Origin of the sequence: Neptunomonas phycophila, assembly GCF_001922575.1 — a bacterium.
Taxonomy (GTDB): Bacteria; Pseudomonadota; Gammaproteobacteria; order Pseudomonadales; family Balneatricaceae; genus Neptunomonas; species Neptunomonas phycophila.
This window is the reverse complement of the sequence record NZ_MRCI01000001.1, coordinates 667,876-690,067: the sequence shown is the minus strand read 5'-3', so window position 1 is coordinate 690,067 and position 22,192 is coordinate 667,876. Positions and strand designations below refer to the sequence as shown.

The following is a 22,192-nucleotide window of genomic DNA, read 5'->3' as shown; positions in this document are numbered from 1 at the left end:
CTTGATCCGGTCTGCTACAAAGCTCGCGACTGCACCTCGATACATGCCGTCTGCAGACGCCAGACTTTTTATAATTTAATCGAGATACTCGAGCCAGTTTTTAACCGGACGATTATACCAGACAAATATAAAAGTTTCCCGCAAAATGAATATGTTGGACTTGGTTTAAGCCGTTAAGCTGCAGTGATAGAATAAAGCTTGATGATTTTTTCTAGGAAAGACGCTTTTATGAGCCATTCAGCCTCGCAAGCCAACATAGATCCCGAAGAAATAGCTAAATTTGAAGCACTGGCCAGCCGCTGGTGGGACAGGGATAGCGAGTTTAAACCTCTGCACGATATCAATCCATTGCGCGTAGGCTACATTGATCGCATAGCGGATTTGGCTGGTAAGCAAGTATTAGATGTTGGCTGTGGCGGCGGAATCCTTTCGGAGTCGATGGCTCACCGTGGTGCAACCGTTACAGGCATTGATATGGGTGAGGCTCCTTTAAAAGTCGCCAAGCTGCACGGCCTTGAAAGCGGGGTTAAAGTGTCATACCAGCAAATCACAGCCGAAGAGATGGCGGCGCAGAACCCGCAAGCGTTTGACGTGGTAACCTGCATGGAAATGCTAGAGCACGTCCCCGATCCATCATCTATCGTTCGCGCTTGTGCCGCTATGGTTAAACCGGGTGGTTACGTGTTCTTTTCTACGATTAACAGAAACCCTAAAAGCTATCTATTTGCCATTCTTGGGGCCGAACGTATTTTAAAATTAGTACCTGCGGGCACACATGATCATAAAAAGTTTATCCGCCCGTCTGAGCTTGCTAATTGGACGCGCTCCGCTTCGCTGAACACGCTAGATATTACCGGCATGACTTATAACGTACTGACTCAGCAGTATCGCCTTGATAATAACGATGTAGATGTAAACTATATGATCGCCACGCAAAAGCTCGGCTAAGCCAGATGACCACGCCTACTCGCGCAGCCGTGTTGTTTGATTTAGATGGCACACTGCTTGATTCAGCTTTGGACTTTCATGCTATCGTCAATACGCTGTTGATTGAACACAACCGCTCACCTGTCACGTATGAGTTCTTAAAAAGTGAAGTTTCTGAAGGTGCGCGGGCTATGCTATGCCATGCTTTTGCACTGCCAGCAGATAATAAGCTGATTGAAGCACTTTTAGTTGAGCTGCTTGCCCGCTATGAAACACAGGTCTGTGATCATGCAATGATGTTTCCTGGCATGGACGAGCTACTACTGCACTTAGAAGCTGCGGGTATCCCTTGGGGCATAGTCACCAACAAACCTCGACGTTTTTCTGAAACCATTCTTCATAAACTCGCACTGCATTCTCGCTGCTCAGTGCTTGTTTGCCCTGAAGATGTAACACACACAAAACCCGACCCTGAGTCTCTGTATTTAGCATGCAAGCTCACAAATACCTGCGCGACAAGTAGCATTTATATTGGCGACCATTTACGGGATATCGATGCAGGAAATCGCGCCAACATGTTCACTATTGGTGCTTTATACGGCTATATTAGAGCTAACGAAAACACAGCGACATGGAATGCTGATCATTACGTCACGGATGTAGAGCAAATTTGGCCGGTTATACGAGAGCAAACGGGTCTCAATCTCTGCACATAAAACACGACATTTATGTAAGCTAATAGTCAACCAGCAAAGGATTAATTTATGTTTGATTACCAAGCACCTGAGTCACTTCTTGCAGATCGCTATATTGTCGTTACAGGCGCTGGCGATGGAATAGGAAAAGCGGCCGCGATAGCTTATGCAAAACATGGCGCGACGGTTATTTTGCTGGGCAGAACTACTGAAAAACTCGAACAAGTTTATGATGAAATTGAGAACGCAGGCGGCCCCCAACCAGCCATTGTCCCGCTCAATCTAGAGACTGCAACCGAACACGATTACATTGAAATCACCAACATTATCGACCAAGAGTTTGGTCGCTTAGATGGCATTTTACATAACGCCAGCTTACTAGGCTTGCGCACCCCTCTTGAATCTTACGATCCCGTTACTTGGCAACAAGTGATGCAGGTAAATGTAAACGCGCCATTTTTACTTACCCAAACATTAATGCCGTTACTGCACCGTTCAGAAGACGCGTCTATCATTTTTACCTCGTCCAGTGTTGGACGCAAAGGACGTGCGTACTGGGGGGCTTACAGCGTCTCTAAATTTGCGACAGAAGGCATGATGCAAGTCATGGCCGATGAAGTCAGCTCAACCAGCAGTATCCGAGTTAACTGCATTAACCCCGGCGCAACCCGCACCGCAATGCGTGCTTATGCTTACCCGGCAGAAGACCCAACGAATAACCCAACACCAGACGCCATTATGCCGTTATACCTTTACCTGATGGGGGCTGACAGCAAAAGCGTAAACGGCGAATCCATGGATGCACAAGCATAAGAACATCATTACCCATAACAGCAAAGCCATACGCTAGAAACTAAAAAGCAGCTTTAAAAGCTGCTTTTTTTAATGCTATCTATTACTTTGCATGCTTTGGCCCAACAGCATGACGAACTTGCTGACGCTTATAGCGTCGCTTATATGATTCACGCTCTAACGGCTTCATTTTTAGTTTCTGGCGTGGCGTAAGTTCCATTTGCGCACCTAATGCTTTTACTTCTTTAAGCGTTAGCTCTTTCCACGTACCCGCCTTTACATCACTTGGCAAAAAGATAGACCCGTAACGAACTCGTTTTAAGCGGCTAACCTGAAAACCTTGCGACTCCCACAAACGACGCACTTCACGGTTGCGACCTTCCATCACCACACAGTGATACCACTTATTGGCGCCTTCTCCATCAAAGAACTGCACATCAGAGAACTTTGCCATGCCATCATCTAGGAGCACGCCCTCTTTCATTTGGTTCATTTGTGCTTCGCTTACATCGCCCAAAACACGGACCGCATATTCGCGATCGATATTAGCAGACGGATGCATCATAGTATTAGCCAGCTCACCATCTGTCGTGAAAATAAGCAAACCCGTGGTGTTAATATCCAAACGACCAATCGCAATCCAGCGGCCCTGCTTAAGCGGTGGCAAGTGATCAAACACGGTAGGACGCCCTTCTGGGTCATGCCTTGTAGACACCTCACCCAGCGGCTTGTTGTAAATGAGTACACGGCGAGGGTTTTCAGCCTCAGACATTAAATTTGCCTCTTTGCCATCTACTACTACTTTATCTCGAGAGGTAACACGATCACCCAGCTTAGCTCGGGCGCCATTGACGGAGATTCTGCCCTCATCAATCCAGCGCTCCATCTCACGACGTGAGCCATAACCTGATCGCGCCAACACTTTTTGTAACTTTTCATCTGACATGTGACGCTTCCTGTAAAAAATAAAAAAGCCCCTCAGTAAACTGAGGAGCTTTTATTATAGATAAAAAACAGCGTTTACTTAATAGCAACCGCTTCTTTGTCTACACCATGCTTATCGAAGTAGGCTTGGAAAACAACCGGCGTACGGCCACGACCAGACCACTCGTGCGTATTACCTTCTTCATCAGTAATGCGGTATTTAGCTTCTACTTTCTTTTTAGGTGCTACTGAAATTAAATCTTGTAGATCGTTAAAATCTATACCTGCATCCTGCATGGTTTTACGGATCATTTCGATTTTTTCGTTCTTAGCTTGATTTTCTGCAGCAAGCTTTTGCTCTTCTTCCTGCTTTTCAGCCAAGATGTCCGTAAGATCTGCTATAACTTTTTCAACATCCGCTATTGATAGTTCTTGGCACTGCTTACGCAGCGAGTTTTTGCGTGTTAATACTTTTAAGATGTCAGACATTATATAACCCGATGGATTTTGGATTTAGATATACTTAAAGCCATTATCGTCAAAAAAAGATTAAATTCAAGAAAAGTAAATATAAAATTTATTTTTCATTTAAAAAAAGCGACATCACCAGCACCTTCTCGAACAATTTCCGGTTCATCTTCTATTAAATTAATAACGGTTGTTGCTTCCATACCGCAATATCCACCATCAATAATGGCATCAATATTGTGCTGCAGTAGATCACGAATATCATAAGGGTCGGTCAAAGGCTCTGTTTCACCCGGCATAATTAAAGACGTACTCATAATAGGCTCACCTAAAACATCTAAAAGAGCATCAACAATTTTACTGTCGGGTATACGAATACCTATCGTTCTGCGCTTAGGGTGTAGCAAGCGGCGAGGCACTTCTGTGGTCGCTTTTAAAATAAAAGTATATGCCCCTGGAGTATGTGCCTTAAGCAACCGGTAGATTTGATTATTAACTTTAGCATAAGTACCTATTGTACTTAGATCACGGCACACTAACGTAAAGTTATGTTTATCATCTAACTGACGCAAGCGTTTAATTTTCTCTAATGCCGACTTATCACCTAGATGACACCCTAATGCGTAACCGCAATCAGTTGGATAAACAATAACCCCACCTTGTTTAATGATATCAACAGCCTGCTGTATTAAGCGCTTTTGAGGATTATCAGGATGGATTTGAAATAACTGACTCATAAACAGCCCTCATCTAATTTAAAAATCGCTCAGTAACACGTGACAGACCTAAAGGAATTGGCGGGTAAGCCCCTAGACGCGTCCATGTTTGTTCAGGATCATGGAAATCACTCCCCATTGAAACAGCCAACTCGTGTTTAGCTACTAATATTGACAATGACTTTTGTTGATCTTTAGAAACTCCGGGATAACTAATTTCTACCGCATCCCCACCCTGCTCGGCAAACGCGGCTAATAAATAACGTATTTTATTTAACGTTAAATTATATTTAGTCGGGTGCGCCAAAACACTTACCCCACCGGCGTTATGTATTAAAGTAATAACCTCACTTAATTCAGGCCATTCTACTTTAACATCCCCGGGCTTACCTGCGCCTAGGTACTTTTTAAATGCTTTTGCCATTGAATCAACTAAACCTAAGCTTACCATTGCTTGCGCAAAGTGCGGACGCCCAATTTGGCCTCCTTGGGCTTTTTCATAAGCGGCCGTTAATAAATCAGGAAGCCCCAGTTTGACTAAACGCAACGCAATAGTTTGCGCCCGCTCATTACGCAAGGTTTCGAGCTTATTCATGTGTGTTTGAATCGCCTCTGAGGCAATATCAATATTCAACCCCACTACATGCAAGACCTGTTTACCATACTTGCAGGTGAGCTCAACACCATTGATAAGCCTGAAGTCCTGCGGCAAAAGGTCATTGTTATCCCTTAGCCACTCACACCCTTTAATCGTATCGTGATCTGTTAGTGCTAATGCCTTTACTCCTGCTTGGTAAGCTTGCGCCACCAACTCTTCTGGTGTGTAGACACCATCCGATGCACTGGAGTGCGTGTGTAAATCAAACTCATTAGTAACCATTAGCTTCCCGGGGTTTATATAGAGGTTAGGCGTCTATATACTAGCGACACCTCAACAGATTATACGACTATGAAACTACTTCTCGACTTTTTCCCTATTATAATTTTCTTTGCCGTTTATAAATACACAGACGACATGATTATTGCGACTGCCGTACTTATACCCGCTACCATTCTCCAAATGGCCTACACTTGGCTTAAAGAGCGCCGCATTGAAAAAATGCAGCTTGTTACTCTTATTTTAGTGATCGTTTTTGGTGGCGCGACCGTACTACTACAGGACAAGACTTTCATCCAGTGGAAACCAACTGTGGTGAACTGGCTGTTTGGTCTAGCTTTCTTAGGCAGCCACTTTATAGGCAAGAAGCCTATAATTGAGCGCATTATGGCCGCTAACATAGACTTACCCCAACCTGTTTGGAAAAGTCTAAGCTTTGCTTGGATCGGTTTCTTCTTTTTTGTAGGAGCACTCAACCTTGTTGTGGCCTACAATTTCTCAGAAGATATCTGGGTCGATTTTAAGCTTTTTGGCATGTTAGGCCTAACAGTTGTATTCATTATTTTGCAAAGTTTGTTTTTGTCAAAGCACATTAAAAACAGCGATCAGGAATCGTAAATTATGTACTACGCTATAATGGCAGAAGATCATAGCAACAGCTTAGAAGCTCGTTTATCGGCGAGACCCGCACATTTAGAACGCTTAGCAGCGTTAAAAGAAGCAGGTAGACTACTGGTAGCCGGCCCTCATCCAGCGATTGATTCTGAAGATCCAGGCCCAGCAGGATTTACGGGAAGCTTAGTAATTGCTGAATTTGACTCGCTTGAGGACGCAAAAAGCTGGGCAAATGACGATCCTTACGTGTCTGCAGGCGTGTATAAAAATATAATTATCAAGCCATACAAGAAAGTATTGCCTTAGACGCTGTTTTACCTCATTATTTTTCTTGGCGGATGGTTCCAAACTTGCGACAGTCCAAGTAAAATGATAGTTACTTATGTATATGTTTTGTTAATTAGGTTATAAAGGCACCCAACTAACAATCATGTTATATTTTAAGAATGCAACAACCCACAATTCACAAGGATATTTGATATGAAAAAGCTCGCTATGACCGCAGGTTTCGCTCTGGCGATGGGCATGTCAGCAGCTGCTATGGCTCATCCGACTAACAGCGGTTACGTTACTGACTCTGAAGACACTGTATGGCGCAATAGCTTCGGCGAATGCTGGCACACAGGTTTCTGGAGCAAAGACGACGCTACAGTTGAAGGCTGCGATGGTTATGTTGCATCAACGACTGCTGCTCCAGCACCAGCACCAGCTCCAGCACCAGCTCCGATGCCAGCAGCAATGACTGACAAAAAATTCGCTGTATTCTTCGATTTCGATAGCGCTGTTGTAGATAGCGTTTCTGATATCGCTACATACATCAAAGGCATGTCTTCTGTAAGCTCTGTTCGTATGGTTGGTAACGCTGACCCGATCGGTTCTTCTGCTTACAACGATGCATTGTCTAAGCGTCGTGCTGAAAACGTTGCTGCTGCACTTCGTGCACAAGGCGTTTCTGGTAACGTAATGACTGTTGACTACTTGGGTGAAACTGCTCCTGTAGCTCAGTGTTCAGGCCGCGGTGCTGCTTTGATCGCTTGCCTACGTGCTGACCGTCGTGTAGACGTTCAAATCACTGGTAAATAATATATTTACCTTTTGATTCAAAAAGCCGACCTAGTGTCGGCTTTTTTGTGCCTGAAATTTACGTAAACGCACTCAGGTACCGCAACCTATAACTTCCTAGACCAGCCCCCCCTTCCTATTAAACATAAAAAAAGCAGCCGAAGCTGCTTTTACAAAGAGGTTATTGAGTTAGCCAACCCATACACGTGCATTACGGAACATCCGCATCCAAGCCCCATCTTCAGACCAATCGTCTGGCGCCCACGAGTTTTGAACAGCGCGGAAGACACGCTCAGGGTGAGGCATCATAATAGTCACGCGACCATCAGGTGTTGTTAAACCAGTGATCCCTTGTGGCGATCCATTCGGGTTAAGCGGGTAAGTCTCCGTAATATCGCCATAGTTATCTACATAACGTAAAGCGACATTCCCTGAAGTATTTACACCGTTAAGATGATCGTCTGATTCAAACTCAGCACGCCCCTCACCATGAGCAATAGCGACCGGTATACGAGAGCCTTCCATGCCTTTTAAGAAGATAGAAGCGCTGTCTTGTATTTCAACCGTTGCTACACGCGCTTCAAACTGTTCTGACATATTACGAACAAAATGAGGCCACTGTTCAGCACCTGGGATAAGCTCATGCAAGTTAGATAGCATCTGACAGCCGTTACATACACCCAGCGTAAACGTATCTTCTCGTTTAAAGAATGCGCTAAATTCTTCACGCGCCCGAGTGTTGAACAATATAGACTTAGCCCAACCTTCACCAGCACCCAAGACATCACCGTATGAGAAACCACCGCAAGCTACCAAGCCTTTAAAGTCAGCCAAGCTGATACGGCCTTCTAAAATATCACTCATATGGACATCTACGGCAGTAAATCCTGCCCGATCAAACGCCGCAGCCATTTCCACTTGGCCATTTACGCCTTGCTCACGCAAAATCGCTACGCGAGGACGATTCTCCGAAGCAATCAAGCTAGCGGCTATATCCTCATTGATATCAAAAGTCAGTGTCGGCTGCAGACCCGGATCTTCTTTATCTAATAAGCGATCAAATTCTTGCAACGCACATTCAGAGTTATCCCGCATCGCTTGTACACGGTATGAGGTTTCTGACCACCACCGCTGCAACTGAACACGCGAAGCACTGTAGATTTCTTCTTCATCAAAATGCAGACAAATAGAGTCATCGAGGTTTGGCGCTCCAATCACCGATGCTATCTCGCCTAAGCCTGCAGCATTGAGTTCAACTAAGATCTCTTCGGTTTGTGAGCGTTTTACTTGGATAACAGCCCCAAGCTCTTCATTAAACAAACCAGCCAACCACTCTGATTTATCCTCAGCAAGCATATCAAGATTAACATCAATACCAACGTGGCCAGCAAACGCCATTTCAACTAACGTGGTGAACAAGCCACCATCAGAGCGGTCATGATACGCCAGCAGCATACCTTGATTATTAAGCTCCTGAATTGCAGCAAAGAAAGCAGCCAACTGATCGGCATTATCGACATTAGGAACGTCTTGACCCACTTCATTATAAACCTGAGCTAAAGCCGATAACCCCAAACGGTTCTGACCATTACCAAGGTCTAGCAAAATCAGGTCTGTTTCGCCCATATCTGTGCGTAACTGTGGCGTTAATGCTTTGCGTGTATCCGTAACCGGAGCAAAACCAGAGATAATGAGCGACATAGGCGCAGTCACGCTCTTCTCTTCATCTCCATCTTGCCAAACCGTACGCATGGACATGGAATCTTTGCCCACAGGAATGGTAATACCTAACTCTGGGCACAGCTCCATACCAACTGCTTTAACGGTATCGTATAGCTTTTCGTCTTCGCCCGGATGACCGGCCGCACACATCCAGTTAGCGGATAACTTAATATCCGTTATATCGGCGATAGGCGCACATGCCATATTGGTAATCACTTCACCGACCGCCATACGACCAGAGGCTGGGCCATCAACTAAAGCAAGCGGCGTGCGCTCACCCATCGCCATCGCTTCACCCGCGTAGGTATCATAAGCGGCTGTTGTAACAGCACAGTCTGCAACAGGAACCTGCCAAGGCCCTACCATTTGATCACGCGCAACCTGCCCTGTTATAGAGCGGTCACCAATGGTGATTAAGAAAGATTTAGACGCGACTGACGGTAATTTAAGTACACGCTCTACGGCATCTTCTAAATCGATAGAGTCGGTATTGAACTCGGCCACTTGATATTCGGCTCGCTTAATAGAACGGTGCATTTTGGGTGGCTTGCCAAAAAGAACGCTCATCGGTAGATCGACCGGCTTGTTCTCGAAGTGCGTATCACCCAATGTCAAATGATGTTCTTCAGTTGCTTCACCCACTACCGCATAAGGGCAGCGCTCACGCTTACATAACTCTTCGAAACGCGCTAAATCGACAGGATTAACGGCCAGCACATAACGCTCTTGCGCTTCATTACACCAAATCTCCAGAGGAGACATTCCAGGTTCATCGTTATTGATGTTGCGTAGGCCAAAATCACCACCACGACCACCATCTTTAACCAACTCAGGGAAAGCGTTTGATAAACCACCCGCCCCCACGTCATGAATAAACGCAATCGGGTTCTCGTCACCTAGCTGCCAGCAGCGATCGATCACTTCTTGGCATCGACGCTCAAGCTCTGGATTACCACGCTGAACCGATGCAAAATCTAGATTTTCTGATGAGCTGCCCGACGACATAGAAGAAGCAGCACCACCACCTAAACCGATCAACATAGCAGGGCCGCCTAAGCAGATTAGCTTAGCGCCTACCGTTATCTCGTCTTTTTCGACATGATCTTCACGAATATTACCCATACCACCAGCGATCATGATCGGCTTATGATAGCCACGTACTTCTTCCCCAGCAGCTCCGTTTACACGCTGCTCGAAGGTACGGAAATAACCCGTTAAGTTAGGGCGGCCAAACTCGTTATTGAACGCGGCTCCCCCAATTGGGCCTTCGATCATAATGTCGAGCGCCGTTACAATACGTTCAGGCTTACCATATTTCGATTCCCACGGCTGTTCAAAACCGGGAATATTCAAGTCGGAGACAGTAAAACCAGATAAACCGGCTTTTGGCTTACCACCACGCCCAGTTGCACCTTCATCACGAATCTCACCACCCGAGCCTGTAGCCGCACCTGGGTGCGGTGCAATAGCCGTAGGATGGTTATGCGTCTCCACTTTACACAGAATATGGATATTTTCTTGTTGCGCTTGATATTCAGCACTGCCCGGCTGCGGATAAAAGCGGCCTGCTTTGCTACCTGCTATAACAGCGGCGTTATCTTTATAAGCTGATAACACATTCTCGCCACCCAATTCATTGGTGTTACGAATCATAGCAAACAATGATTTTTCTTGTGCTTCGCCATCAATATCCCACGAAGCATTAAAAATCTTATGACGGCAGTGCTCTGAGTTAGCTTGCGCAAACATCATCAGCTCAACGTCTACCGGGTCACGACCTAGCTCTTTAAAGCTTTCAACAAGATAATCAATTTCATCATCTGCCAACGCTAGGCCTAACTCGCTGTTAGCGGCCACAAGCGCATCACGACCGCCAGATAGAATAGCTACCGTACTGAGTGGCTTGGGATCTGTATGAACAAATAATTGCTGCGCCGAATCTATATCCGGAAAAACAGCCTCTACCATGCGGTCAAACAGTAAAGCGCAAGCTAGTTTAATGTGCTCCGCCGTTAACTCTTTTTCGCTTTCAATCGAATAAGCGATACCACGCTCGAGACGATTAACTTTGCCAAGACCGCAATTTCTGGCAATATCTGTAGCCTTGCTTGACCAAGGTGAGATAGTACCGGGACGGGGAACCACCAGCTGGAGTAAACCAGCAGGCTCTTTTACCTCCGACTTCGGACCGTACTTGAGGATGCGTGTTAATACTGATTGCTCCTCTTCGGTCAGGGGTTCTGAGATATCAGCGAAGTGATAGAATTCACCATAAACATCTGTAACTGTTGGTATTACAGCCTGCAATGCAGACAAAAGTTTATCGTGACGGAAGGCGGATAGAGCTGGCGCTCCACGCATTACTAGCATGTGATCTCAAGCCTCTTGAATGAGCCAAAAACGACAGGAAAATTAAGCCGCTATTTTAGCCGAATTTAGCCCTTGAGTACCAGAAACGACCGTATGTTATTTTCTCTGAAAAAAAGAACACTAAAAAAACGAATAGATGTTCTCCACCTGCTGACGCTGATTGTCATTCTCAGCTTACCGGCATTGGTGAGCTATAACGCGAAGTCACAACTTCAGGTCATTCAAGACAAAGGGGTACTGCGTGTTGCCACACGAAACACCCCAAACTCCTACTTTATTGATACCGATGGACCCGCAGGTTTTGAATACGAATTGGCGCAAGCTTATGCCAACTATCTCGATGTCACCTTGGATATTATTGTCCCTAATGATATTAAAGGGCTATTCGAAGCCGTCGAAAACCGTGATGCACACATAGCGGCCGCTGGCATTACCGTTTCAGATATACGTGAATCTAAGTATGATTTTTCCCGACCGTATTCTGAAAGTGCCTCCACAGTTATTTATCGCGTCCGCCAGGGTGTCCCTGCGCCTGTCAGCGTTGAAGACTTAATTGGTAAAAAGGTACTGATCTTAGCCAACTCAATTCAAGCCGAACAACTGAGCCGCCTAAAAGAAAGCTTCCCCGAATTAGCCTGGGAAGCGACAGATGAACTAACTAATACCGATATTCTCGATAAAGTATTTAATGAAGAAGTCGACTACGCCATCGTTGACTCTACGGTTTATGAATCACAAAGCTCTTTTTATCCGGGGCTTTCTGATGCGTTTGTCATTGGCCGCACCCGCCCCATTGCTTGGGTATTAACGCATAACCAAGACGGGTCAATTAAAAAGTCTGTTGATAAGTTTCTAGGCTTGGAGAGCACAAAAGTCCTCATTACCGAACTCAAAGCCAAATACTTTAGCAAAGAAAACCCGCTCAACTTTTTTGATACAGTTACCTTTAAATCCGATTTAGAAACACGTCTACCGGCACTCGAACCCTATTTCAAAGAGGCCGCCATTCGTTATGATTTTGACTGGAAGTTCTTAGCAGCTATTGCTTACCAAGAATCACACTGGCGAGCCGACGCCGTATCCCCCACGGGCGTCAAAGGCATTATGATGCTTACGCAAGCCGCGGCCAAAGAGGTAGGCGTTGAAGATAGAACAGATCCTGTCGAGAGTATTTTTGGTGGTGCCCAGTATCTTATTAACGTGAAAGCTAAAATTCCTGAGCGCATCAAAGATCCCGACCATACTTGGTTCGCACTCGCCGGCTACAATATAGGTTTTGGCCATCTAGAAGATGCTCGCATCCTAACCCAACGTGCAGATAAAGATCCTGACAAATGGGAAGATGTTAAAGAGTTCTTACCTTTGTTATCGAAACAACGTTACTACCAAACGGTAAAATACGGTTATGCACGGGGCCAAGAGCCGGTGCAGTATGTAGAGAATATTCAGAAGTATATGGATTTATTAGAGTGGGAAAAACAAATCCAAGAAATCAGAGAAGCCCGCGAAGAGGCCATGCGTGCCATACAAGATGCCGAAAACCAATCAGCGCCTAACGGCATTATTTTACTGGACAATATGCCAGATACGCTTTAGAGCACTCCATAAATCAACTCGGCTCTAAAAATGGCTTTAGTTATCCGTTTTTTGTTTAGCGCGTTTCTTTTCTTCACGCCGACGTTGAAAAAACGCACTAATAGTTTGCCCACACGCTTGCGCTAACACACCTCCTGTCCACGCAACGCGATAGTTTAACCAGCTATTATCTAAAAATTGCTGCTGGCTTTGGATTACGCCGGCTTTAGGCTCAGCCGCGCCATAAACCACACGCCTAACACGGCTATGCACAATAGCCCCCGCACACATGGTACATGGCTCTAAAGTAACGTATAAATCAGCGCCCACTAAACGATAGTTATTGATACGTTGAGCGGCATCACGAAGCGCTATTATTTCGGCATGAGCCGTTGGATCATGACCACTGATTGGCTGATTCCACCCTTCACCCAATACTTTGCCATCTTTAACTACAACTGCTCCAACGGGCACCTCCCCTAATAACGCGGCCTTATCAGCTAAAGTTAGCGCATAACGCATCCAGCGCTCATCATCTTCGAGCGTTGTGGGAGCAGCCTCATTAGGATTAAGTGGCATATAAAATCCCCAGATAAAACAAGAATTTTAGCATGGAACAACCTCTAAGCTAACCACGCCAACAAATTGAACGCCACCTGCGCTTTTTGCCCAATAAAAAATGCCAGTCAGCAAAACTGACTGGCATTTAAACGTTTACACATAGCTTACATAAGCGCTATCTGTGTTTTTTTATTCCCACTCAATAGTCGCCGGTGGCTTACTTGACACATCGTAAGTCACGCGGGAAACCTGGGCAATTTCATTAATTATTCGGCCTGAGACCGTTTCTAACAACTCGTAAGGCAGGTGAGCCCAGCGTGCTGTCATGAAGTCGATCGTTTCTACGGCACGCAGAGCAATCACGTATTCGTAGCGACGCCCGTCACCAACAACACCTACTGATTTTACCGGTAAGAAAACAGCAAACGCTTGGCTGGTTTTATGATACCAGTCCGCTTTGTGCAGTTCTTCAATGAAGATAGCATCCGCTTCACGCAAGATGTCAGCGTATTCTTTTTTCACTTCACCTAAGATACGCACCCCAAGACCAGGCCCGGGGAATGGGTGACGGTAAACCATATCGTATGGCAAGCCTAGCTCTAAACCGATCTTACGGACTTCGTCTTTAAACAATTCGCGTAGCGGCTCAACAAGGTCCATTTTCATATCGTCAGGCAATCCACCGACGTTATGATGTGATTTGATCACATGCGCTTTACCTGTTTTAGCGGCGGCTGACTCAATAACGTCTGGGTAAATTGTTCCTTGTGCTAGGAAGTTAACGTCTTTGAGCTTGGTCGCTTCTTCATCGAATACTTCGATAAACGTGTTACCAATAATTTTACGTTTTGTTTCAGGGTCACTTTCACCTAACAAACGCGATAAGAACATGTCTTCAGCGTCTGCACGGATCACTTTAACACCCATGTTCTTAGCGAACATGTCCATGACCTGATCGCCTTCTTTTTTACGCAGCAGGCCATTATCTACAAAAACACAGGTTAACTGATCACCAATAGCCTTGTGCAGTAACGCAGCAACAACCGAAGAGTCAACGCCGCCGGATAAACCTAATAAAACTTTCTGATTACCGACTTGCTCACGAACTTTTTCGATTTGGTCACTAATGATATTAGCCGCTGTCCACAACGCATCCGTACCACAGATTTCACGGATGAATCGCTCTAAAATTCGACCGCCTTGCTTAGTGTGCGTCACTTCAGGATGGAACTGAACACCAAACAGTTGCTTAGCCGGGTGGCACATTGCAGCGATGGGTGCGGATTCGGTTGATGCGATAACAGAGAAACCTTCCGGCAGCTCTGTGACCTTATCGCCGTGACTCATCCACACATCCAAAGACAGTGAACCGTTGTTAGCAATATGATCATCGATCCCTTCAAGCAAACGGCTTGGGCTATCCGCTAAGCGTACACGCGCATAACCAAATTCACGGTGCTCGGAGCCTGATACCTTACCACCTAGTTGTTCAGCCATGGTCTGCATGCCATAGCAGATACCCAACACAGGTACGCCTAGATCAAAAACGATTTGCGGGGCACGCGGTGAGTCTAGCTCGGTAACAGACTCAGGGCCGCCGGCTAAGATAATCCCTTTGGGATTAAATTCGCGAATCTCTTCTTCAGTCATGTCCCATGCGCGAATTTCGCTAAAAACACCGATCTCGCGCACGCGACGTGCGATCAATTGCGTATATTGAGAACCGAAGTCCAAAATAAGAATACGTTGTGCATGAATATCTGTTGTCATGTTCAGTGGCTCCACCGAATGGCTGTTGACAGCCTATAAACGAAAATGGGGCACTATGGCAGCACCCCATTTATTAAGTAAAACGTTAGCTAAAATTTATATTAGCCAACGCGGTAGTTAGGCGCTTCCTTAGTAATGCTAACGTCGTGGACATGGCTTTCGTTCATGCCGGCATTAGTAATACGAACGAACTGAGGCTTAGTACGCATTTCATCAATAGTCGCACTACCTGTATAACCCATTGACGCGCGTACACCACCCATTTGCTGATGGATAACACCGGCCATTGGTCCTTTACAAGCAACACGACCTTCAATGCCTTCTGGCACCAGTTTCTCTGCACCTTCATTGGCATCTTGGAAGTAACGGTCAGATGAACCGCTGCTTTGAGCCATCGCGCCGATAGATCCCATACCTCGGTATGATTTGTAAGCACGACCTTGGAATAACTCCACCTCACCCGGCGCTTCGTCCGTACCCGCTAGCATAGAACCAACCATGATAGCATGAGCACCCGCTGCAAGCGCTTTAGCGATATCACCTGAGAAGCGGATACCGCCATCTGCAATCAGAGGCACTCCACGATCTTTAAGTGCTTCTGCTACGTTCGCAACGGCGGAAATTTGTGGCACACCAATACCAGACACAATCCGTGTAGTACAAATTGAACCAGGACCGATGCCGACTTTAACTCCATCAGCGCCAGCATCAGCTAACGCGATAGCCGCTTCAGCCGTGGCTATATTACCGCCAATGACTTGAACGTCTGGGTAGGTTTCTTTGACCCAGCGTACGCGGTCGATAACACCTTTAGAGTGTCCATGTGCCGTATCAACAATAATGACATCGACCCCTGCTTTAACCAAAGCATCAACACGTTCTGGCGTTTCTGGACCCGTACCTACAGCGGCGCCAACAATCAAACGGCCTTTAGAGTCTTTTGCCGCATTGGGAAAAGCCTCTGCTTTGTACATATCTTTAACCGTCATCATGCCTTTAAGGCTGAAGTTATCATCGACGACCAAGATTTTTTCGATGCGATGCTTACGTAACAAATTACGTACTTTATCTTTATCAACGCCTTCTTCAACCGTCACTAGGCGGTCTTTGGGCGTCATAATCGATTCTACTTTAGCGTCCAGGTAGTTTTCGAAGCGCATGTCGCGACTCGTCACTATACCGACTAGCTCGTTATTGCTATCGATAACAGGAAAACCAGAAAAGCCCAAACGCGATGCCATCTGACGAAGCTCGCCAACCGTCATTTCTGGGCTGCAAGTAATTGGATCACTGACAACGCCAGCTTCGTATTTTTTAACTTTACGAACTTCAGTCGCTTGCTCATCCACTTTTAAGTTTTTGTGGATAATGCCAATACCGCCTTCTTGTGCCATTGCAATCGCCAAGCGGGACTCTGTCACGGTATCCATCGCTGCTGACACTAGCGGGATATTTAGGGAAATCTTTTTAGTAAGACGCGTCGCCAAAGAAACATCTTTAGGCAGCACTTCCGAGTAACCCGGCATCAGCAATACATCATCAAACGTGAGTGCTTCTTCAACGATTCGTAACATGATTTAACAGCCTGTAACTTGGAAAATTTAAACCCCGAATTATACAGATTTCACGCCCTCCAAACAATCTGAAACTAAAATGATCGTTAAAATTATTATGTTCGAGGGAGAGTATAGATCAGTCACTATGCTAAGCCGATAAATTCATACTAAACACACGGCTTAAGTCTGGTATTGCAAGCAGGAAAATGGCTAATAAATCATTAGATTGGAAGGGTAGCAGACGTCAAAAAAACACCTAGCAGCAGGCTAAAGCCGCTAGGCGTTTTAACAATACCGTTAACGCCATTGGGCAATACGCGCCAAATCCAAATGGCGCTTTTGCTCGGCCTGGTCAATAGACACGCTCTGAAATCTCAATGAATCGCCCGGCTTCTTTTGAGCCAACAAACCACCTCCAAAGCCGGTCACACAGCCCATTTTTGGATAGCCTCCAATAGTTTGACGGTCTCGCAACAATACGATGGGCTGCCCATCATTAGGGATTTGAACAGCACCGTATGCTATACCTTCCGAAACAATTCCTTGTTGATTACTCAAAATCGGCCGACCATTGAGGCGATATCCCATACGGTCACTTTGCGGTGTAATTGTAAATTCGCTGCCGAAGAAGTTGGCCCTATCCAACCCTGAAAAGTAGTTAGATTGATAGCCCATCACTAATGGGATATCTAAGCTCGTGTAATCGGGTATTGCCAAACGAGGCACACTGCGTGAACGGTGGGTATGTGTAGCCTGATACGGAATGATGTCACCCTGTTGAAGCTTCTCTCCGTTTCCGCGAACGCCCCCTAACTTCTCCCTCAATACGGTTGCACAGCTCCCTAACACGGGCGCTACTTGTAAACCGCCTTTCACAGCAAGATACGCTCGCAAGCCATAATTAGCCTGTTTAAAAGAGAGTACATCTCCCTTTTTTACTGCGTACGTTTGCCACGGGTATATAGTGCAGCCATTTAAGGTTGCCCCAAGATCAGCGCCAGTGAGCGCTATACTGGTTGCCGCCTGCGCTTCAAGCGTTAACATGCCAAATGTGATCTCAATTTGAGCCGCGTTTTCGTTATTATCAAGCAGCGCATTCGCCCACCGAAATGCCAACTCATCCATTGGCCCTCCCGTGGTTACACCAAGATGTTGATAACCATGACGGCCTAGATCTTGAACCAACGCTAATATCCCAGGCTTAATCACATTAAAAGCCATCTAACGTCCCCCCCTGAGCAATGAATTCAGCGCGAGATATAGGGGTAAACCGAACAGTATCACCCCCTTGTATTAACGCTAAGCTTTCGCTGTTCCAATCAACCAAGGTAACGGGCGTTCTGCCAATTATTTGCCAACCGCCCGGTGTAACACTGGGATAGACGGCAGTTTGTCGCTCTGCAATCGCTACACTGCCTAACGGCACTTTTAAACGCGGAGTATTCTTGCGCGGCACATGCAGTGCTTCGGGGGTGTTGCCCAAAAAAGCAAAGCCGGGGGTAAACCCGATAGCGTAAGCTCGATAAGACGTGTCACTGTGCAAAGATATAATCTCATTTACAGATAACCGACAGTGCTGAGCTACTTCGTCTAAATCAGGCCCCACTTCAGGCCCATAGTAAACAGGAATCACGACTTCGCGCGCAGCGGACAGCTGTTGTTCATCAAAATCAAGCTGCTCAATCAGTTGTCTGATCCGCGCTACGATAGCAAAACGATCATAATGATCGGCATCAAAAACAGTTAACAATGTGGTGTATGACGGTATCAGATCAACGATACCCGGCAGTTCTCGTAAGGCTTTTGCCACAATGCTAATTCGGTCAGCTGTTTCATTATTGACGGCATCAGAAAACCTTAACAAGCAAGCACTCTCACTCACTAAGTCTACCTGAGGACGGTTATAGAAGAGCTCGCTCATTAGTTACGCAACCTACCAGCTACATCATTCACTACGGTACGGATACGCTTAACAGCTTCTAAAGCATGAGCGCCATCACCATGCACACAAATAGTATCGGCATGCACCGCCAGGTGTTTGCCCGTTTCTGTTGTTAGGGTTCCTTGCTCACTTAACTCGATCACTTGTTGCTCGATGCGATCAAAGCTTTGATGCACAGCATTGGGCTGCTTTCGTGGTGTTAATCGTCCTTCATCCGTATACAAACGGTCTGAAAAGGCCTCGAACCATAAGGTCAGTTGATACTTTTGAGCCAACATTTTAACTTCATCAGCTTCGGGAACTGCCATCACCATGAGCACTAAAGAGCTATCTAATTCACTCACCGATTGCATAACCGTCTCTAAAACACCGAAGTCTTTCATCATGGTGTTATATAGAGCCCCATGAGGCTTAACATAGGTTACTTTTACTCCTTGAGCGGCGCAAATACCCTGCAGAGCAGCTACTTGGTACTGAATAATCGCCTTGAGCTCCTCTGGTGCGATATCCATGTTACGACGCCCAAACCCAACTAAGTCTGGGTAGGCCGGGTGTGCACCTATGGTTACATTGTGTTGCTTAGCCAAGGCGACTGTTTTGCTCATGGTTAAAGGGTCCGAAGCATGAAATCCGCACGCTATGTTGGCTTGATCAACAAAGGGCATAATTTGTTCATCCAACCCCATTGTCCAATTACCAAAAGCCTCACCCATGTCACAATTTAACTTCATCTTAAACTCCTCTGATTATTGAGACATTGTGGTTGGGAGATACGTTACGATCCCAGGAAACAAAGTAACCAACACGATGGCTAACGCGATTAGCAAAAAGAAAGGCAAGGCAGCACGCGCTACGTAGAGAATATTTTTGCCGGTCAGTCCTTGAATCACAAATAAATTAAAGCCAACTGGCGGCGTAATTTGTGACATTTCTACGACCAAGACAATAAATATCCCAAACCATAGCAGATCGATCCCAGCCGCTTGGACGATGGGCAGCACAACGGCAACTGTCAGAACAACGACGGAAATACCATCCAGAAAACACCCTAAAACAACAAATAAAACCGTCAAATAAAGAATTAGCTCGGTTGCCGTTAAATCATAGCTACCAATCCAAGCGGCCAGCTCTTTTGGTATGCCTAAGAACCCCATAGCCAGTGTCAGAAAATGCGCGCCAATAAGAATAAAGGTAATCATGCATGAGCTTTTAACGGCTCCTAGCAGACTATCCATGAAGCTGGCCATATTCAAAGAACCCGTCAAAGCGGCGATCACCAACGCTCCCGTAACACCTATCGCAGCCGCTTCAGTGGGTGTGGTTAAACCGCCATAAATTGAGCCTAGAACAAAGCCAATCAACCCCGTTACCGGAAGCAGTTGCTTTAGCGCTTTAATACACACACGCAAACTGGCCGATTCGCGAGTCGTTTGCGGCAATTCATCTTTATGCATCATGCCCCAAATCATGGTAAAGCCCATAAAAAGAGAGACAAGTAATAACCCTGGCAACGCTCCTGCAATAAACAAACGAGCAATTGAAACATCAGCAGCGACACCATAAACAATCAATATAATTGAAGGTGGTATCAACAAGCCCAACGTACCTGAGCCAGCAAGCGTCCCGATAGCCATCCGCTCGCTGTAGCCTTGTTTTTTTAATTCAGGCAGGGTCATTCGCCCGATCGTCGCGGCGGTTGCCGCTGAAGAGCCTGAAACGGCGGCAAAAATACCGCAGCTCAAAATATTGACATGTAACAATCTGCCCGGCACTGAGGATAACCACGGAGATAAGCCCTTGAATAAGTCTTCCGAAAGCCGAGTCCGAAAGAGTACTTCGCCCATCCATATAAAGAGTGGCAAGGCCGTTAAAGACCATGCCGTGCTTGCTCCCCAAGCCGACGTCGAAAACAACAACCCTACTTGATAGTTTTCGGATAAAACTAAACCAATACCACCCACAATGATTAAGGTAAACGAAACCCAGACGCCAAAAGCAAGCATCACCAGCATGGTCACTGCCAAAATAATTGAAATAACGGTTAAATCCATGATGTCACTCCTCTAACGAAAGTTCGTTTTCGTGGGTTATATATTCTGGAGTGCGACCACGAATGGCGCTTAACCAAGCATCAAAAACAGCGAGTGCCAGAGCGATAGCACCAATAGCAACTGACAGCTGAGGAATCCATAAAGCAACGGGAACATATCCGTATGAGACTTCATCGTAAATATATGACTCGTAGACCATATAGCAGCAGGCGTACGCTACAAAAATGGATAACACTAAACTGAGAGTCAAAATAATAGCTTCTTGAACTTTACGAGGGCCAACGGCAAATCGTTGTATAACCAAGGTAACGCGAATGTGCCCTCCTTCTCGAAAAGTATATGCAAGCCCTAAAAAAGTAGATGATGCGAGAGCAAAACCGGCAAAATCTTCAGCAGACGGCACGATAAAACCAAACAAGCGTCCTACTATTTGAGCCAGTAGTAATAAAGTAATGATGACAATACACAGCCCTGACAGCCAGCCACACAATTGATAACCAATGTTTTTAAAATTTTTCATAGCGTGTACTCTTGGCGGGAAGCCGCCTCCTCGAAGAGGAGGCAGACTGTTTACGGGTTATAGCGATCTAGAATAGCACCCACCTCTTTAGGGTCTTCGGCTTTCCACTCAGAGATCATCGTTTCGCCAATGGTTTGCAGTTCACTGATTAATTTTTCAGAAGGCTCACTAACGTTCATGCCATTTTCAACTAATAAGGCTGTATCTTTATCTGCACGCTCAGCGACTTTGCTCCAGCTCTGCTCTTGGGCATGCTCAGCCGCTTCTAAAACAATACGTTTAGTTTCTTTATCCAACCGACCAAAAGCCCGCTTATTCACGACCACAATATTTTTTGGAATCCATGCTTTCACGTCGGTGTAGTAATTAACGTAATCCCATGCTTGGCTATCTACACCTGTCGATGGGGAGGTAATCATTGCTTGGATAATTCCGGTACTAAATGCTTGTGGGATATCAGGCACCTGAATTGTGGTGGGAGTTGTTCCCATTAAATCCGCTAACCGAGACGTAGATGGGCTGTACGCACGCATTTTAGCGCCAGATAAATCACTCAGTTGCTCTACTGGCATTTCGGTGTACAAGCTTTGAGCTGGCCAAGCCACTGTATAAAGCAACTTCATACCACTCTTATCTAATTGCTTTTCTACCGCCGGTTTTGCCGCCTCCCACAGCTGCTTCGCTTCATCGTATGATGTTGCTAAAAAAGGGATATTGTCATGTTTAAAAATAGGGTCTTCATTACCTAAAATCCCCATAAACACTTCCCCCACCTGTACTTGGCCAGACTTCACAGCTTTGGGAATTTCAGTATGTTTAACTAACGAACCTCCAGAGTGAACAGTAATGTCCAGATCTCCACCGGTTTTTTCTTTTATCTCTGCAGCAAAACTATACGCTATTTGAGTGGGTAAATTCCCATCCCCATAAGGCGTTGGCATGTGCCATTTATCAGCGAAAGCGGAGGTGGAAAGCAAGCTACTAAACACAAGAGCCGAAGTGAGTTTTTTCATTGTTCCTGTCCTATTCCTGTGGAGTGGTTGTCTTAT

Annotated in this window: 21 protein-coding genes; 7 read left to right on the top strand and 14 right to left on the bottom strand. The window is 45.8% G+C overall.

Features of this window, described 5'->3' with window-relative positions:
• Positions 1–228: 228 nt before the first annotated feature.
• The 3 genes from ubiG to BS617_RS03125 are packed head-to-tail and all read left to right on the top strand — an operon-like array spanning position 229 to position 2,435.
• Complete coding sequence (gene ubiG / locus BS617_RS03135; protein ID WP_075171449.1) at positions 229–948, top strand: bifunctional 2-polyprenyl-6-hydroxyphenol methylase/3-demethylubiquinol 3-O-methyltransferase UbiG; 720 nt, start codon at positions 229–231, stop codon at positions 946–948.
• Between the two features lie 5 nt (positions 949–953).
• Positions 954–1,643 carry an HAD family hydrolase gene (locus BS617_RS03130; protein ID WP_075171448.1) on the top strand — a complete coding sequence of 230 codons (690 nt, stop codon included), beginning with the start codon at positions 954–956 and terminating at the stop codon, positions 1,641–1,643.
• A 48-nt stretch (positions 1,644–1,691) separates the two neighbouring features.
• The gene (locus tag BS617_RS03125; RefSeq protein WP_075171447.1) at positions 1,692–2,435 is read left to right on the top strand and encodes a YciK family oxidoreductase; all 744 of its coding nucleotides are present in this window, start codon (positions 1,692–1,694) and stop codon (positions 2,433–2,435) included.
• An 82-nt stretch (positions 2,436–2,517) separates the two neighbouring features.
• Here the strand turns inward: BS617_RS03125 and rluB are convergent, their stop codons facing one another.
• The 4 genes from rluB to BS617_RS03105 form a co-directional block, all read right to left on the bottom strand.
• The gene (gene rluB / locus BS617_RS03120) at positions 2,518–3,360 is read right to left on the bottom strand and encodes a 23S rRNA pseudouridine(2605) synthase RluB (protein WP_075171446.1); all 843 of its coding nucleotides are present in this window, start codon (positions 3,358–3,360) and stop codon (positions 2,518–2,520) included.
• Between the two features lie 74 nt (positions 3,361–3,434).
• A complete protein-coding gene (locus tag BS617_RS03115) occupies positions 3,435–3,827 on the bottom strand; it encodes an H-NS histone family protein (RefSeq protein ID WP_075171445.1) in 393 nt (130 codons plus the stop codon).
• 95 nt (positions 3,828–3,922) lie between these two features.
• Positions 3,923–4,543 (bottom strand): L-threonylcarbamoyladenylate synthase, encoded by a 621-nt coding sequence (locus BS617_RS03110; protein ID WP_075171444.1) that lies wholly within the window; start codon positions 4,541–4,543, stop codon positions 3,923–3,925.
• 13 nt (positions 4,544–4,556) lie between these two features.
• A complete protein-coding gene (locus tag BS617_RS03105) occupies positions 4,557–5,402 on the bottom strand; it encodes a PHP domain-containing protein (protein WP_075171443.1) in 846 nt (281 codons plus the stop codon).
• A 69-nt stretch (positions 5,403–5,471) separates the two neighbouring features.
• Here BS617_RS03105 and BS617_RS03100 point away from each other — a divergent pair, with 69 nt between their 5' ends.
• From BS617_RS03100 to BS617_RS03090, 3 genes are all read left to right on the top strand, one after another.
• Complete coding sequence (locus tag BS617_RS03100) at positions 5,472–6,017, top strand: septation protein A (protein WP_075171442.1); 546 nt, start codon at positions 5,472–5,474, stop codon at positions 6,015–6,017.
• Between the two features lie 3 nt (positions 6,018–6,020).
• The gene (locus BS617_RS03095; RefSeq protein ID WP_075171441.1) at positions 6,021–6,320 is read left to right on the top strand and encodes a YciI family protein; all 300 of its coding nucleotides are present in this window, start codon (positions 6,021–6,023) and stop codon (positions 6,318–6,320) included.
• A 174-nt stretch (positions 6,321–6,494) separates the two neighbouring features.
• Positions 6,495–7,097: an OmpA family protein gene (locus BS617_RS03090; RefSeq protein ID WP_075171440.1), complete on the top strand. Its 603-nt coding sequence runs from the start codon at positions 6,495–6,497 to the stop codon at positions 7,095–7,097.
• 168 nt (positions 7,098–7,265) lie between these two features.
• On the opposite strand, the gene purL is transcribed toward BS617_RS03090, so the two are convergent.
• Positions 7,266–11,168 carry a phosphoribosylformylglycinamidine synthase gene (gene purL / locus BS617_RS03085; RefSeq protein WP_075171439.1) on the bottom strand — a complete coding sequence of 1,301 codons (3,903 nt, stop codon included), beginning with the start codon at positions 11,166–11,168 and terminating at the stop codon, positions 7,266–7,268.
• 93 nt (positions 11,169–11,261) lie between these two features.
• On the opposite strand from purL, the gene mltF reads away from it, so the two are divergent.
• The gene (gene mltF / locus BS617_RS03080) at positions 11,262–12,764 is read left to right on the top strand and encodes a membrane-bound lytic murein transglycosylase MltF (protein ID WP_075171438.1); all 1,503 of its coding nucleotides are present in this window, start codon (positions 11,262–11,264) and stop codon (positions 12,762–12,764) included.
• Between the two features lie 36 nt (positions 12,765–12,800).
• On the opposite strand, the gene tadA is transcribed toward mltF, so the two are convergent.
• From tadA to BS617_RS03035, 9 genes are all read right to left on the bottom strand, one after another.
• Positions 12,801–13,322, bottom strand: a complete 522-nt coding sequence (tadA, locus tag BS617_RS03075) for a tRNA adenosine(34) deaminase TadA (RefSeq protein WP_075171437.1) — start codon at positions 13,320–13,322, stop codon at positions 12,801–12,803.
• A gap of 171 nt (positions 13,323–13,493) precedes the next feature.
• Positions 13,494–15,074 carry a glutamine-hydrolyzing GMP synthase gene (guaA, locus tag BS617_RS03070; protein ID WP_075171436.1) on the bottom strand — a complete coding sequence of 527 codons (1,581 nt, stop codon included), beginning with the start codon at positions 15,072–15,074 and terminating at the stop codon, positions 13,494–13,496.
• A gap of 101 nt (positions 15,075–15,175) precedes the next feature.
• Positions 15,176–16,648: an IMP dehydrogenase gene (gene guaB / locus BS617_RS03065; RefSeq protein ID WP_075171435.1), complete on the bottom strand. Its 1,473-nt coding sequence runs from the start codon at positions 16,646–16,648 to the stop codon at positions 15,176–15,178.
• A gap of 279 nt (positions 16,649–16,927) precedes the next feature.
• Positions 16,928–17,851 carry a 5-oxoprolinase subunit C family protein gene (locus tag BS617_RS03060; RefSeq protein ID WP_075171434.1) on the bottom strand — a complete coding sequence of 308 codons (924 nt, stop codon included), beginning with the start codon at positions 17,849–17,851 and terminating at the stop codon, positions 16,928–16,930.
• Complete coding sequence (pxpB, locus tag BS617_RS03055) at positions 17,841–18,551, bottom strand: 5-oxoprolinase subunit PxpB (RefSeq protein ID WP_075171433.1); 711 nt, start codon at positions 18,549–18,551, stop codon at positions 17,841–17,843. The genes BS617_RS03060 and pxpB overlap by 11 nt, the downstream gene beginning before the upstream one ends.
• On the bottom strand, positions 18,551–19,303 hold the full coding sequence (locus BS617_RS03050; RefSeq protein ID WP_075171432.1) for a 5-oxoprolinase subunit PxpA: 753 nt from the start codon (positions 19,301–19,303) through the stop codon (positions 18,551–18,553). Before BS617_RS03050 ends, pxpB begins: the two co-directional genes overlap by 1 nt.
• A gap of 15 nt (positions 19,304–19,318) precedes the next feature.
• Positions 19,319–20,623, bottom strand: a complete 1,305-nt coding sequence (locus tag BS617_RS03045) for a TRAP transporter large permease (protein ID WP_170870313.1) — start codon at positions 20,621–20,623, stop codon at positions 19,319–19,321.
• Positions 20,624–20,627: 4 nt separating this feature from the next.
• Positions 20,628–21,143, bottom strand: coding sequence for a TRAP transporter small permease (locus tag BS617_RS03040; RefSeq protein WP_075171430.1), 516 nt, complete (start codon positions 21,141–21,143; stop codon positions 20,628–20,630).
• A gap of 50 nt (positions 21,144–21,193) precedes the next feature.
• On the bottom strand, positions 21,194–22,156 hold the full coding sequence (locus tag BS617_RS03035) for a TRAP transporter substrate-binding protein (RefSeq protein ID WP_075171429.1): 963 nt from the start codon (positions 22,154–22,156) through the stop codon (positions 21,194–21,196).
• Positions 22,157–22,192: the final 36 nt, after the last annotated feature.